Source organism: Mucilaginibacter jinjuensis, from assembly GCF_028596025.1.
Lineage (GTDB): Bacteria > Bacteroidota > Bacteroidia > Sphingobacteriales > Sphingobacteriaceae > Mucilaginibacter > Mucilaginibacter jinjuensis.
Window position 1 is genome coordinate 2,568,819 of record NZ_CP117167.1, and the last position, 14,874, is coordinate 2,583,692.

Genomic DNA, 14,874 nt, shown 5'->3' on the forward strand with positions numbered 1-14,874 from the left:
ACTGGTTCATTGGTTCAATTATTCATTGGTCAGGGTGTATATCATTGGGCTGGATGCAATTACTAATGAACTAATGAGCAAGTGAACCAATGAACTACCGATATAGTCCCATCATTTGCGCCGCTATCTGCGCCGAACTGTATAACAGTACCGGGTGATGCTCTATATTTTTACGTTTCAATAATTCAATAACCCGTTTTTGCAGTTCGTTCATATCATTAACCACATGGTGGTGTTTAATCTCACCATTCATGGGCCTGCAAAATGATACAACGTGGGTGCCTGCATACAAAGCCTCAGCTATTACCGCGCCGAAACCTTCGTATTCTGATGGATGGAGAAATATACGGGAACGCTGCATTAGTTTAATTACTTCGTTATGCGGGATCTCCCCAAGCAGACTGATATTGTTTTCGAGCTTGTATTGCCAGATGAGCTGTTTCAGCTTTTCTTCCTCAGGACCTTTGCCGCAAATAGCCACTCGCAGTTTGGGGAAGTAGAGTCTGGCTAAACGCACGGTTTCTATCAGTAAATGATATTGTTTAAGCGGAATAAGCGAGCCAGCGCCAAGTATATCAATATCCCTTTCTGTTGATGTGTTATCAAACAAACTCACATCGATACCTACCGGGATGGTGTGCTGCGGACGGATACCATAGCTGTTTGCAAAGTTATTAGCCACAAAATCGGAAAGAGCAATAAGGTTGCTACCATCGGGTTTGCTGCGTTTAAAAAAACGGTTTCCCGCTTTAGCATCCTGGCCCAATAACCAGATGTGGTGTTTAAGCTGATGCCGTTTGGCAAATCGCTGCCCAACCAATGCACATTCACCCAACCAAAAGCTGAGGATGCCTAAAAGCTGATATTGTTTATTCAGCTCGCCCATTTTCTTCCAAACCTTTACCCAGGTATTGAGGCGAAAGCCCTTGCCCCAGTCTTTACCGTTAAAGCTGATTACCTCGCAACCAAACCAGTTGTAATTATCGGCCCGAAAAGGGTAGTGGAAGGTTAGGATAATTAAATGCGTATCGGGATAGGCCTGTTTTAATGCTCTCACAAATATTTGCTGTGGCGGCAGGCAGGTGGTATCAGCCTCGCTGGACGGGAAACCGGGCGTTAATATCACCAATGCTTCAGGCTTCATGGAGGTTGATGGTTTTATTGCAAAAGTTGAGGCTTTGCTGATTATGGGTGATAAAAAGGATGATTTTACCGGCGTCGGTCATCGCTTTTAAATAGTGTAGGATCTTTTGTTCTGAAGCGTCATCCAGTTCATTAAAAGGCTCATCGAGTATCAGCAGATCAAAATCTTTGTATAGTGCCCGGGCCATCATAATGCGCTGTCGTTGTCCGCCGCTCAGGTTATTGCCATTTTCGGTAATCAGTTGGTGAATACCTTCGGGGTATTGGGCAATCAATGCATCGAGCCCTGTTATTTGCAAGGCTTTATTTAAGCGAGCATCATCATATTCGCCATCGCTTAAAATGATATTTTTTAAAATGGTATCGTGCAATAGCAAAACAGATTGCTTTACGTAACTAATGCGCTCGCGATGGGCAGCACGTAAATGTTTGTCGGCTGAAGAACCATTGATACTGATCTGTCCGCTTTCGGGCTCGATAAAACCCAGCAGCATATTTATCAGCGTAGTTTTCCCCCGACCTGAAACCCCGCTGATACCTGCAAAATCTTCTGATGATAATTCAAAATTCAGGTTATTAAATATGGTTCGGTCTTTATAACTGAATTTAACCTGGTGAAATTTGATGTTTTGAATAGATTCTGCGGGAAGAAGAACGTTTTCTGAAACAGAAATTTCATCATCGGGCAGCATATTATTTAACGCATGCTCAAAGGCTTTGATCTGGCCATTATAATTGATAATGTTAACCAGTCCGGGAATGATTTTATAAGCCGCAGCCATAAAAACACCTACTGCAATTAAATTGGTGCTATTGTGATAGTGTGAGTTAATGATGGTAATGATAAAGATCCCCGCTATAGCGAAAACCTCGAACAAACGTGATGGCAACAATTGAATGCTTTGCAGGTTGGCCAGGTTGGTGTTAAGCTGTTGCTGGTAACGGGTATACCTGTCTGAGAAAAAGCTGTGTTTGTTATAAATATGGCTTTCGATATAAGCAGAGAGCGATTCCTTTAAATGTTGCAGGCTTTTTTCGCTGTTGATGCGTGTGGTGCTGCGGACGGTTTTGATCCTTTTGCGGATGAGCCAGGCCACAATTAATACCGGTGGAAGGATAAAAACCGTAACCATCAAAAACAACTGGAAATTATAAACAGCAATAGCAATAACCGATAATGCAATCAGCGCTGCCTGTACAATAATTTGCTGTAATCCTGAAAGGATATACTGCGAAAACTCGATAGGCTGCTGGCCTATCTGGTACATGTAAACCGATGAATCGGTATTTACATAATTGAAGTAATCGTTATGCAGGTATTGCATTAGCTTGGTATTTGATAAGCGAGCCGCCACACGATAACTATACCTGTATTGCGATTGTGTAATCAAATAACCAAGGCTGTTTTTAATGCCGAAAAGTAGCACAGTGCCGATAGCAACCGCGATCAGATTATCCCATACAAAATCCGAAACAGGGTAACCAGCTACAACTACCTGTTGATGGCTTGCCGTAATGTTGATGAGCCAAACTATCATTGCCAGAAACAAAATATCCAGCACACTAATCAATACCCCAAGCAATACATGTCTGTTTAAGGCCCGCCTTTCGGCAGGGACTAATACGGCACGGATCTTTTTGATTATCGTATACAAAGCTTACTCAAATAATTTATACAAAGTGCTCCCGGTTGCCCAATCTAGTATTAATTCTATTCCCCTCTTGAGAGGGGTTCGGGGTGTGTCTGTACGCGTAATAACACACCCCTTCCATTGCACAGTCGTTCGCGCTCCCTCTCAAGAGGGGAAATAAAAAAAAGCAATATTTTATGTTGTTATTTTGGCCTGTTAGATGTTAAATACCAGCTAAAGCCAACTGCTACACCGGTTGATTGCAGATCAACCTTGCCGTAGCCAATGCTGGTAAGTGGCAACTTCATGTAGGGTTGTACATTCAATCCAAAATTTGCATTAATACGGCGCTGGTAAGTGGCATTAAGGTTTAGCACACCTAACAAATGCTGGTTCTGATTTTTAATATCGAAGTTGGTTGATGCCTTGCCTGGGGTATTATCATAATCAAAACGGTAATTTTCGCGCAGCATAAAGTATGATGATATACCTGTACCTACAGCAATCATATTGCGGCCTTTACTGTATAACCGGTAATCGAGATTGATAGGGATGTCCAATACGCGGCAATCGGCATATACATTAGTTGGGTCTATTTTAAATTGATAGGGGGTAGTGTATTGGCTAAAATTGGCCGCATAAGGCTTTTTAGCATAAAGCGCACCGGTACTTACCGTTAACCTGTGCGTTAAACCCACCGAAAGCATCAACCCGCTGGTACTACCCAACTGCGCATTGCTGAAAGAACTGCCCACGCCATTTAAATCTGGAGCGGTTAGCACGCTTAGTATAACAGCATGCGTTGGACCGTAAGAGCTGAACGAATTTTTCTTTTTCTGCTTAGCTATAACTGCGGCGGCGTAAGTCCGGCTGTTTTTATCCAGTTGTTTATCTGTTGCGTTGATTTCTGCAGCTGTTAAGCCGGTATCATCGTTCAAAGCGTTAGTACCCGAAGCAGCTAAAACTTCAGTATTGTTGTTGCCCAGGCCAATTTGCTTAGGTGCGTTTTCTGAACCGGTTGAAACAGCAGCATAATCGCCGCTGATCGGTGTGTTATTATTGGAAAGCCCTTTATCAGTAGAGCCGCCTTGTTTATTAGTCGCCTTTTTACCAGATCTATTACCTGAAACAGCAGCCAGCTGATTTGAACTTGTAGCCGGTAATTGCTGATCTTTCAAACCGTTTTTGCTTCCGTTATTTGGATTAGTATAAGTAGATGTTTTATCAATAGGTTTTGTGTTGTTGTTAGCCAGGTTAGATGTATTGTTGTTCGCAGAATTCTGATTGCTATTATTTAAAGCAGAATCGTGCCCTGTGCTATTTGCAGGTTTTACTTTAGTATTGTTTAATGAATTATTGTTTACGCCCGATGGTTTAATTTTAGCTATATCATTCTTATCCACTCCCGTTTTAGTTGCAGGGCGTAAAAAGAAAAAGCCCAGAGTAAGCAATAGCAGGGCCGCAATGCCGCTGATAATTCTTGGCAGGTAGAAAACGATGCCTTTACGGCGTTTCTCCTCGTCCAATAATTTTTCCATAGCATCCCAGTCATCATTGCGAAAGGCAATGTTGTCCTCGGCTTTTGAGAGGCCTTCCCTGAATTTATGGTCTATGTTATCTTCTTCTTCCTTTTTCATAACCTTATCCCATTATTCAAAAAGCCCAGATACAGGTTGCCGTTGCTAATGGCAACAATCTGTGTCTCATTAGTGCCATTAAAATTCTTCGGAATTTCTGCGGCTTTTAATATCATTTTCTTCAGTTTCTCCCTTGCTTTAAACAGGTTTGATTTTGATGTACCTGCCGATATACCCAACATTTCCCCAATCTCCTCGTGCGAATAACCTTCTATCGCAAAAAGGTTAAAAACCGTTCGGGCAGCTTGCGGAAGCTGTTGTATCATGGCCAGTAATTCATTGTAATTCAGTTTTTTATCAGGCAGGTCGTTGTCTGCAATATGTTCGGCCTTCTCCAAGTCGTCAGTATAGGCCATTTTGAGGTTGCTTCGATAATAATCTATCGACATGTTCATCATAATACGGCCCATCCAGGCTTTAAACGGCCTCGAGCTATCATATTTATGCAGGCTGGTAAATACCTTCATAAAGCCCTGGTTCATAATTTCAGAAGCCTCATAACGGTTATTCGCATAGCGCAAACATATACCCATAGCAAAGCCATAAAATGCATTGTATAACATTTTTTGACTCTTTCTATCCTGCTGAATGCAAGCGCTAATTAGTTGATGTACGTCTGCTTCTCCCATACACAGGGCATAGTTCTACTTTATGTTTTTAACATTCATCCACCCTTATCACGTAAAGCATCATCAAAAGGTTGCCTTGATATATAATTTTTTTTGAAACGAATTGTCGATATCAATCTCCAGCTAAATGTACGAGGTATTATTGATGCCGGATGTAATTTTTATGATTGAATTGAAGGCTTATCATTAAGTTAATATCCTACAAGCAATTGCTTGAATAGTAAAAGCTTACCCTATAGCTATTGCATGCATAATGTATATATTTATACAGTTGCTTTTGCTCCATAAACCAATTATAAGCTTGCCTATGAAACCCCTTAAAATTGCATTGTACCTGCTGTTATTTATCCCCTGTGTTGTTTTTGCGCAAACGGATTCAACCATTATTCCCCTCTGGAAAAACGGTGCTCCCGGTTTCGAGAACCGCCGTAACGAGCCTGAGAAGGGCGACAAATACATCAGCAATGTAAACAACCCCACCATTACCGTTTACATGCCGGCCAAGGATAAAGCCAACGGTGCTGCTGTACTCATTTGCCCCGGCGGCGGCCACCGGATGTTGGTATTTAATGCCGAAGGTACCGAGCCTGCAAAGTTTTTAACCAATCTGGGTTTTGTGGCTGTAGTATTAAAATACCGCCTGGCGCGTGATACCAATTCGCCCTATAAACTGCAGGTGCATGCCAAGCAGGATGCAGAGCGCGCCTTACGTATAGTCCGCAGCAATGCCGCTAACTGGAACTTCGACCCGAACCGCTTAGGTATTATGGGCTTTTCGGCAGGAGGAGAGGTGGTTGACTGGGTTGCCTTTGAAAAAGGTACCGGTGACCCCAAAGCTGCCGACCCAATCGACAAAGCAAGTGCCAAAGTAAACTTCGCCATATTGGTTTACCCCGGTCCGCTCGGTGTACCAGATGTGATCCCGCCAGATTCACCGCCTGCGTTTTTGGTGGTGGCTGATGATGATGAGTGCTGCTCGCCACCAGTAATTAAACTGCTCCAAAAATATCGCGAAGCAGGTGTGCCGGTAGAAGCGCATATCTTCTCTAAAGGCAATCATGCGTTTAATATGGGGTACCGCTCTAAACTGCAATCATTCAAAAACTGGCCCGGCCGTTTGGTAGATTGGTTTACCGATAACGATTATTTTAAAACGCCGCTACCGGGGATGAAGAAGTTTTGAATGATAGAAGGAGAGAACGAGTGAATGATAGAATTGATGCAATGATAGAGTGATAGAATAGTTCTTAGCGCTTCCATACTCACTCATTCTATCATTCACTCATTCTATCATTATTCTCACACTGCAATTAATGTTTGTTCCTTATTCAAGTAGCTCGAACGATACTCGAGCGGGTGCTTATTAGTGATGGTTTTAAATTGATGATAGAAGTGCGAGATGTTGTTGTAACCGCAGGCATAGCCAATTTCAGCAACGTTCATGTCTTGTTCAACCAGCAGGCGGCAGGCGTGGCCGATGCGTACTTCTATTAAGAAATCGAGGTAAGTTTTGCGTGTTTTGGCTTTGAAGTAACGGCAGAAGGAATGCTTGCCCATTGCTATCAATGCGGCCACATCTTCCACTAATATTTTACGTTGAAAATTATTAAAGGTGTATTCGAAGATTTTATTGATGCGCGATTGATCGAGGCTGTTAACCTCATGAAAAAATCCATTGCTCGAGATGGTTTCATATTCTTGCCCGGATGCAATAATTTCCAAAGCTGAAAGCAGATGGATCATCCGTTTGGTGGGCGATTCATTCATCATTTCTTCGGCTATGCGGGCAACCTTTTTGCGGGCTTCACCTGTGATTCGTAAACCTAATTTTGATGCTTCAATTAAGCGGCCAATACATTGGGTTTCGGGCAGGTTTAAAAAGTAGCTCCCCCATAGTTCCTGTTGGAAGAGGATCACTACCGATTCGCCTATTTTTTCATCGGTGCGGTGTAAATATTTGTGCTCGTGCCTGAAGGTATGCGGCAGGTTGGATCCCAATAAATAAACATCATTGTTTTTAAACGGACCAACATAATCGCCTATAAGGCAGGTACCAGAGCTGCGTTTAATGAGCAATAATTCAACTTCGGGGTGATAATGCCAGGAGCTGAGCATTTCGGCCCCAACATCTTTGTGGATATTGAAGGAATGATTGGGTGTGATTGTCGCTTTTTTTAAAATAGCTTTCATTAAGGTTAGGTATTTAGGGGATTTAAATTTTTTTATTGCGAAACCATTATTTTAATTACAACCCGCCTGTCGGTATCATAGCCGGTTGCTTTTAACCCGGCACGGTGTACACTACCGGGGAAAAAGAGCAGGATATTGCCAGGCGTAACCAGGTGCGATGCTTCTTCGGTTGCGTTATAATTTATATTATCTGTTTTGGCATCATACGGGTTGGTGATGGTCGCTGTGCTCATCGGGGCAGTTTGCATAATTTCAGCATTTTGAAGCACGCATTGAAAATCGATATACTTTAGGTGCGATTCCCATTTGGCCTGTTCTGGTGTTTTAGTTGGGCCTGCAATTACAACGGCGTAAACGCTGTCGCCCGCAATGGGGTATTTGCCCGGCGCCATCGTGTCCAGTTTGGTTTTGCTCAGGTAATCAAATGCTTTATCCCAGAGTGCTTTGTTGGTTGTGTATTGTTTGCTAAAAGCTGCTTTATCGATAGATGCATCGGGGATAAGTGGTTTGCCGTTAGCCAGTCGCTTGTTTTTAAAAACCTGGTTAACAGTTACAGTTTTTGTCTGGGCGTTTACGTTTAAATAACTAAACAAAATAACAGACACACTTAACACTAATAAATGCAAAGATTTCTTCATTGGGCAACAAGGGTTAATAGCACAAGGTGCTTATATTGGTAACAATAAATGTAAGCAAAAGAAACATTTATATACAATGTATTATATTAACCAATATATACATATTAGTTGTAAATACTGTTTGTATAATACATTTTATTTAGCCGGAAGATTTAATGGAAGAGATAAGCAATTGGTTAACATAGCACATTTATTGGGCTATATTCTATAAAATAAGACAGGAATAAAAATCGTAAATTGCTGTTATTGATGGCTATATGGGCAGCCCTGCCGGTAAAGAATGATTTTAAACCTAAACTTTATTAGAGTTGAGAGAGCATAGTATTTTTAAAATACTATGCTTTTTTTCTTGTTATAAAATACTTTCGGTTTGCAGCAGGGTGGTCAGCAGTTCATTGCCTGCATCTTCCAGTAAACCATCGTTGTGGATGCTGGTAAACAGTGCGCTGTTGGTATTAATTTGTGCGCTTCGGCTAATACGTTCGGCAATGCTTTCGCTGTTTTCGCGGCCGCGTTTTAAAAGGCGCTCTTTAATGGTTTCGGCAGTAGCTTCAATTAAGATTGGGCGTAACGAAGGGTATTTCTCTAATGCCGTAGGCAAATACTCGCGCGAACCATTAATAACCACATTAAGGCCCTGGCTAAGCCATTGATTTATCTCGATCCCTACACCATAATATAAACCGTGGCTCACCCAATGCATGGCGAACAGGTTGTTTCTTAACCTCAGCTTAAACTCTTCTTCGCTTAAATGTATATGGTTTTCGCCTCCTGCATTGGCCGGCCGCGTAATATAACGGTGCGCAAAAATAACCGGCAAGGTTCCGTTAATTTGGTTGCGGCAGTAGTTAATCAGGGTATCCTTACCAGCTCCGGAAGCCCCGGCAATATAAAATAGCGTGCCCATTTTTGGTGATATGATTGTGTTAAAATTGTTTAAGCAGTAATTAAAGTTGTACTGATACCGAAATGATCGCTCGGGTAAACTCCCGACTCATCAGCCGTATTTAATACAATGGCAGATTTGGTAACCGTTGGATATTCTCTCAACCTGCCAGCAGGTAAGGCAAAAATATAATCCACGTTCCGTTCGGTGTTATTTTCTATCAGGCTTATTCTCGGGGCTTTGCCATCACCTGTTTCATAACAATCAATCGCTTTGGTTTGATTCTTAAATTGTGCTATTTCTTCAGAATCAGGCGTGGTATTAAAATCGCCGCAAATGATGTTGTACTCCACGTTTTTATCTACGGTCTTTTGAGCTATCAGCGTCAATTGGTTTTTGCGTAATTCAACCGCGTTTTGCAAATGGGTGAGGTGTACGTTAGTTAGTAACAGTCTCTTTTGCTCTGTTATTTCTATCAATATCTGCTGTACCTTACGCTCGCCATCGGCATCGCTAATAGGTAAATCAAACTCAGCAAATACTTTAATAGGGAAGGCAGAGAGCACGCCCAACCCAGAGTGGCTGCTTACCTCATCATTCCCTAACAATCGGTTTTTAAAGCGGGCAGGGGTAAAGTGGTAATACATGTCTAGTTCTTCGGCCAAAAAACGGAGTGTATCAATTTTTTCGTCTTCGCTCAAAAAGCACTCCTGGCAGGCTATAATATGCGGTGTAAGTGTTTTAAGCTGGTTGGCAAGCACCTGCCGGCGTTGGTAATAGTCGCCATCGCACTTCCAGGTATTTATGGTAACAATTTGTATTTGCATGTAATGCTGTGGTTCTTATTTGCAGTAAAAGTGGAAATCCAGCATTCAATATTAATTAGGCATCGGTTATTTGTTTGTTAAATATGTGGTGATATGTCAAAAAGAGTAAGCGATAGCTTAACAAAGCTCTGTAATGTTAGTGCATTGTTAGCATGTGGTTATTAAAGCATTATTGGTACTATTATTTAACAACAAATGCCATATATATTATTAGAATTTAATATTTGGCTAAACTTCGCTTCAATTTAGAGCAGTAATATTATAAAAAAAGTATATGCTAATTACCAGGCCCTACGGCTGGTGCCAATTTGCTATGAAAAAAAATAGACTCGTTATTATCGATGATCATTACGATGTGCTCGAACTGCTTAAATACAACTTTATTAAAGAGGGTTATGAGGTAAAGTTCTTCTTCACAGCAGTGGATGCACTCAAATACATCACCAATGAAAACACCGACCTGGTGGTTACCGATTGGATGCTGCCCGAAATGGATGGCCTCGAACTCTGCAAAAACCTCAAATTAAGTGCTGCTACGCAGGACATCCCTTTAGTGATGCTTACCGGCAAAAACGACGAGATTGATGCCGTAACAGCCCTCGAAGTTGGTGCCGATGATTACCTTATTAAGCCTCTGCGCATAAAGGAAATGCTCACGAGGGTTAAAAAGATCCTTCGCCGTAAAGCTGCCGAACAATTGATCCCAGCTAAAAATGATGGCAGGGAATTTCTCGAGTTCGGTTCCCTTAAAATAGATCTTATTAGTTATAAGGTGTTTTTGAACGGTGAAGTGCTCGACCTGACGATGGGCGAGTTTAAACTGTTGGAATTGATTGCCAAATACCCGGGCAAGGTTTTTTCCCGCAATCAGATCATTGAGAAGATAAACGGTCCGCAATATTTTGCTACAGAGCGCTCAACGGATGTACAAATCGTGGGTTTGCGTAAAAAGTTAGGCGTTTATAAGGATGCGATAGAAACGGTACGCTCAATAGGGTATCGCTTTAATAGTAATAAGTTTTTGATGGCGTAGAACTTCTCCTTAATATAGATACATGTCTCAGAGAATGTCTTCTTTCTACCCTTTGTTAAGGTTAGAAGTGGTAGCACTGTCCGTGCATTCCCCTAAATTAGGGGAACACTACTGTCTGTGAAACTTGCAAAAACTTTCATAAGGGGTAGAAATTTAGGACGATCACAATTCGATATGTGCTTTTAATTTCCTTTTTCTATCCTCCTCATCATTCGCTAACAAAGCCACGCTAATCGTCTGCTAACAAAACAATATTTCTGCACTAATTAAGTGCAAATAATTGCCGGGTACTTTTGAAATAAATAATCGAACCCTATGCAAGATCAGGATTATATACTGTGTGAGTGCGAGTTACAGCCACTCGAAGACTTTGTAGTATCCCTCGAGGAAACCGTGGAAGTGAAGCTGGTAAAAGAGCCGGCCATCTGCATGACCATGGTACAGGCAGAAGACTCTGTAGAATTTCAACCTTTTTACCTCGGCGAAGCCCTAACCACCGAATGTGAGCTTTTGGTTAACGGTACCCGCGGCATTGGCATTTGCCTGGGCGATGAGCCGGTACGTGCTTATTGTATTGCTTTTATGGATGCTTATACACAATTAAAGGATGTGGATATGCAGCCTGTTATAGATTTCCTGTCTAAGCAATCTGACATTATCGAACATAATGCGAAGGTAGAGAACGACCTGATCCAACGTACCAAGGTTGACTTTAAACTAATGGAACAAGACTAATATGCAAAGCGAAATACTTTACGACGAAATATTTGATGCCCAGGAGCATTTCCGTTTGATACTGGACAGCATGGCAAGGCCGGGTAAGATCAATGTGATCCCTAACCTGAATATTCAGCCAGCTGAGGGTATCAATAAGGCAAGTGCATTGATAGGCTTCTCTTTATTAAATACCGATGCCAGTTTTTGTGCTATTGGCGAGTTGAGTTACACTATCGAAGCATTTATTGCCCTGCACACAGCCGCCAAAATTGAGATGCTGCAAAAGGCAGATTTCGTTTTTGTAAAAGGCAGCCAAAGCAGTGATTTTATAGCCGACCTTAAAACCGGAACACTGCCTTACCCGGAAGATAGCGCAACCATTGTACTGGATGTATTGAATATCAGTGCTGATGAAACAGCCGATTCATTACAGCTTAACTTGAAAGGTCCCGGCATTAAAACGGTGGAAACGGTATACGTTACCGGTTTAAACCACGCCATTCTGGATGCAGTTAAAGAGCAAAACTTCGAGTTCCCATTAGGTATCGATCTGATACTGACCGATAAGGAAAACAACATGATCTGCATCCCCCGAAGTAATGATTTTACTTATGAGCTGGCAGAGAACATTAATCAACCTAATTACAATTAACCAAATTATACCATGGGATACGTTGCAGTAAAAGGCGGTACCGATGCCATACACAACTCACAGCAACTGGTTGAGTTTTACAGGCTGAAGGATGCTACCACGCCGCTTGATATTAAACAGATAAGATCGCAAATGCGTATGGCGGTTGATAAGGTGATGGGCGAGGGTGGGGTTTACGCTCCCGAGTATGCTGCCATTGCCCTTAAACAAGCCGAAGGCGAAGTTTTTGAAGCCGCGTTTATACTAAGAGCTTTCCGCGCCACCTTACAGCGCAAATATTATTCGGAGACGATAAATACCCGCGAGATGTTTGTGAAACGCAAAATCTCAGCATCGTTCCGCGAAATTCCGGGTGGTCAAATTCTCGGCCCAACCCGCGATTACACCCAACGCATTTTGGATACAACAAAAGCTTTTGAAGATCAGGAAGCGATCCAGAAATTCCTCACCGAATTTACCAAAGGCATTAAAACTGATAACCTGGCCGAGATCACCACCTTCGCCAAAGTGATCGACCTGTTGAAGAACGAAGGGTTGTTAAAACCTATCGACCCATCAGAAGACCGTATCCTGAAAGATATTACCCGCGAGGCGATCAAATTTCCTGCACCACGTTCGGCAAGGTTACAAATGCTGGCTCGTGCTGAAACCGGAGGCCTAATGGCTCTGGGGTATGCCAGCATGCGCGGCTTCGGCAGCGTGCACCCAACCGTGGGTGAGCTGAGGTATGGCACCGTGCAGGTAAAAGTAAAAGATGCCACTGGCCGTTCGCGCTATATCGGCAAAATTGAAGTTACCGAGGCTGAAACCATTTCGACAGGCAAAAGGGTTAAAAAGAAAGTGCCGCCATACTATACTATTGGTTACGGTTTATGCTTCGGCCAAAACGATACCAAGGTTATTTGTATGGGCATACTGGACACTGCTATGCGCACGCCTGATGTTAACTCACCGGCCAACGACCAGGAATTTGTACTGTACCATACCGAAGGCATCGAATCAATGGGTTTTGTAAACCACCTCAAGTTGCCGCACTATGTAACGTTCCAGTCGGGTTTAAAAAATACCCGTGCCGCTATTGAGCGCAGTGCAGAGAAGCCTACCGAACAAGTTCAATCACCTCAATTACAAACCGTATAACAATGGTTGAAAATATAAAGTACGCCAACAAGTACAACTTTGCCTTTATTGATGAGGCCACTAAAAAAGAGATCAGGCGCAAGCTGTTAAAGGCTGTGGCTATCCCCGGTTACCAGGTTCCGTATTCATCGCCAGAGATGCCGATTGCAAGGGGATGGGGTACAGGGGGCTTACACGTAACCCTGGCTGTTATTGGTCGTAAGGATATATTTAAAATTATCGACCAGGGCAGCGATGCCAGCGTTAACGCCTGCAACCTGCGCGAGTTTGTGCATCAGATGACCAACGTACAAACCACTTACGATACGGCAGAAGCCACCCTGATACAAACCCGCCACCGCATCACCGAAGAGGAACTGACCGAAGACCAGATCTTCGTATACCAGGTACCGCAACCCGAACCTTTGCGTAGTGTAGAGCGTTACGAAAACCGCACCCGCCAAATGCACGGCGAGGCAGACTACGCTAAAATGTGGGTATCACTATACGAATCATTTGTGCGCGATGGTGATATTATGCTGGGTGCCGGCTACCCGGTAAAAGTGAACAAGCGTTACATTATGGCGCCATCGCCTATACCTAAATGGGATGTGCCGAACCTGAACCAATCTAAAGCCTTGCACTTGTTTGGCGCTGGCCGCGAGAAAAGGCTGTACGCTGTGCCGCCGTACACCACTGTTGAACCGCTGGAATTTGAAGATATAAAATTCCATACCGAAAACTTTGCCGGTACTGAATGCTATAAAACAGGTTATAAAAAAGCCTTTTTAGATGAGTTGTATTTTGATGATGGGTCGAAGCATTTCATCATCAACGATAGTAACTTCCTCGATAAGCTCGAAGGCAAAGCGTCGCCTAAACAACACGAAAACAAATACATCAACCAACTGGAATCATGAGCCGTAATGCCGATAACTGGTTGCTGCGCGTAACCAACCTCACCAAAATTTACGGTGAACCCAATGAAAATACCATAGCCCTAACCGGCCCCGAATTTAACTCTAACATTTGCCCCGAAACGGATAGTATTGTGGCTTGTGCCGATATCAGCTTCGATCTTTACCCCGGTGAAGTGCTGGGTATAGTAGGCGAGAGCGGCTCGGGCAAAAGTACGGTGGTTAAGCTGCTTTACTTCGATATGGAGAAAACCGGCGGTGCTGCCTGGTTAAAACCTTATGCCGATGGCAATATAGAAATGTTGAGCGAATCGAACCAGAAGAAACGCTTTATCCGCAATAACCTGATGGGTATGGTTTACCAGAACCCACGTGATGGCCTGAACTTCAACTTTACATCGGGCGGTAATATTGCCGAAAAGCTGATTATGGCAGGCAATTACCACGTTGGCGAAATCCGCGAACGCGCATCTGATCTGTTGACTAAAACCGAAGTGCCGGTACTGCGTATGGATGATCGCCCGGCTAATTTTAGTGGTGGTATGCAACAACGTGTGCAGATTTCAAAGGCTATTGCCAATAACCCGCCATTATTGTTTTTGGATGAAGTTACTACCGGTCTGGATGTATCGGTACAGGCTAAGGTGCTGGATCTGATCCGCGAGTTGCAGCAGGATCTGGGTATCGCCATGATCGTGGTATCGCATGATCTGTCGGTGATCCGTATGCTAACTGATCGTACCATCGTGATGAAGAACGGACGCATTGTAGAAAGTGGTTTAACCGACCAGATTTTACAAGATCCACAGCACGAATATTCACAGCTGCTTGTCAGCTCATTGCTTTAAACCTTAA

The 14,874-nt window shown here is 43.0% G+C and carries 15 protein-coding genes; 7 read left to right on the forward strand and 8 right to left on the reverse strand.

Annotated elements, in window-relative coordinates; translation table 11 throughout:
• Positions 1–94: 94 nt before the first annotated feature.
• From PQO05_RS11690 to PQO05_RS11705, 4 genes are all read right to left on the reverse strand, one after another.
• On the reverse strand, positions 95–1,144 hold the full coding sequence (locus PQO05_RS11690) for a glycosyltransferase (protein ID WP_273633093.1): 1,050 nt from the start codon (positions 1,142–1,144) through the stop codon (positions 95–97).
• On the reverse strand, positions 1,134–2,798 hold the full coding sequence (locus tag PQO05_RS11695; protein ID WP_273633094.1) for an ATP-binding cassette domain-containing protein: 1,665 nt from the start codon (positions 2,796–2,798) through the stop codon (positions 1,134–1,136). Before PQO05_RS11695 ends, PQO05_RS11690 begins: the two co-directional genes overlap by 11 nt.
• Before the next feature lie 179 nt (positions 2,799–2,977).
• Positions 2,978–4,411, reverse strand: coding sequence for a hypothetical protein (locus PQO05_RS11700; protein WP_273633095.1), 1,434 nt, complete (start codon positions 4,409–4,411; stop codon positions 2,978–2,980).
• A complete protein-coding gene (locus PQO05_RS11705; RefSeq protein ID WP_273633096.1) occupies positions 4,408–4,974 on the reverse strand; it encodes an RNA polymerase sigma factor in 567 nt (188 codons plus the stop codon). The genes PQO05_RS11700 and PQO05_RS11705 overlap by 4 nt, the downstream gene beginning before the upstream one ends.
• Before the next feature lie 373 nt (positions 4,975–5,347).
• On the opposite strand from PQO05_RS11705, the gene PQO05_RS11710 reads away from it, so the two are divergent.
• Positions 5,348–6,223, forward strand: a complete 876-nt coding sequence (locus PQO05_RS11710) for an alpha/beta hydrolase (protein WP_273633097.1) — start codon at positions 5,348–5,350, stop codon at positions 6,221–6,223.
• A 116-nt stretch (positions 6,224–6,339) separates the two neighbouring features.
• Here PQO05_RS11710 and PQO05_RS11715 read toward each other — a convergent pair whose 3' ends face one another.
• The 4 genes from PQO05_RS11715 to PQO05_RS11730 form a co-directional block, all read right to left on the reverse strand.
• Entirely contained in the window at positions 6,340–7,230 is an 891-nt protein-coding gene (locus PQO05_RS11715) for an AraC family transcriptional regulator (RefSeq protein WP_273633098.1), read from the reverse strand.
• A 32-nt stretch (positions 7,231–7,262) separates the two neighbouring features.
• On the reverse strand, positions 7,263–7,868 hold the full coding sequence (locus PQO05_RS11720) for a NanQ anomerase/TabA/YiaL family protein (protein ID WP_273633099.1): 606 nt from the start codon (positions 7,866–7,868) through the stop codon (positions 7,263–7,265).
• Between the two features lie 352 nt (positions 7,869–8,220).
• A complete protein-coding gene (gene phnN, locus PQO05_RS11725; protein WP_273633100.1) occupies positions 8,221–8,775 on the reverse strand; it encodes a phosphonate metabolism protein/1,5-bisphosphokinase (PRPP-forming) PhnN in 555 nt (184 codons plus the stop codon).
• A 29-nt stretch (positions 8,776–8,804) separates the two neighbouring features.
• Positions 8,805–9,581: an endonuclease/exonuclease/phosphatase family protein gene (locus tag PQO05_RS11730; RefSeq protein ID WP_273633101.1), complete on the reverse strand. Its 777-nt coding sequence runs from the start codon at positions 9,579–9,581 to the stop codon at positions 8,805–8,807.
• A gap of 313 nt (positions 9,582–9,894) precedes the next feature.
• On the opposite strand from PQO05_RS11730, the gene PQO05_RS11735 reads away from it, so the two are divergent.
• The 6 genes from PQO05_RS11735 to PQO05_RS11760 all read left to right on the forward strand — a co-directional run bounded on the left by PQO05_RS11735 (position 9,895) and on the right by PQO05_RS11760 (position 14,867).
• Positions 9,895–10,614: a response regulator transcription factor gene (locus tag PQO05_RS11735; protein WP_273633102.1), complete on the forward strand. Its 720-nt coding sequence runs from the start codon at positions 9,895–9,897 to the stop codon at positions 10,612–10,614.
• Between the two features lie 315 nt (positions 10,615–10,929).
• Positions 10,930–11,349, forward strand: a complete 420-nt coding sequence (locus tag PQO05_RS11740; RefSeq protein WP_273633103.1) for a phosphonate C-P lyase system protein PhnG — start codon at positions 10,930–10,932, stop codon at positions 11,347–11,349.
• Position 11,350: 1 nt separating this feature from the next.
• A complete protein-coding gene (gene phnH, locus PQO05_RS11745; protein ID WP_273633104.1) occupies positions 11,351–11,983 on the forward strand; it encodes a phosphonate C-P lyase system protein PhnH in 633 nt (210 codons plus the stop codon).
• 12 nt (positions 11,984–11,995) lie between these two features.
• The gene (locus tag PQO05_RS11750) at positions 11,996–13,123 is read left to right on the forward strand and encodes a carbon-phosphorus lyase complex subunit PhnI (protein WP_273633105.1); all 1,128 of its coding nucleotides are present in this window, start codon (positions 11,996–11,998) and stop codon (positions 13,121–13,123) included.
• Positions 13,124–13,125: 2 nt separating this feature from the next.
• Positions 13,126–14,022: an alpha-D-ribose 1-methylphosphonate 5-phosphate C-P-lyase PhnJ gene (locus tag PQO05_RS11755; protein WP_273633106.1), complete on the forward strand. Its 897-nt coding sequence runs from the start codon at positions 13,126–13,128 to the stop codon at positions 14,020–14,022.
• Positions 14,019–14,867 carry an ATP-binding cassette domain-containing protein gene (locus PQO05_RS11760; protein ID WP_273633107.1) on the forward strand — a complete coding sequence of 283 codons (849 nt, stop codon included), beginning with the start codon at positions 14,019–14,021 and terminating at the stop codon, positions 14,865–14,867. The genes PQO05_RS11755 and PQO05_RS11760 overlap by 4 nt, the downstream gene beginning before the upstream one ends.
• Positions 14,868–14,874 lie beyond the last annotated feature (7 nt).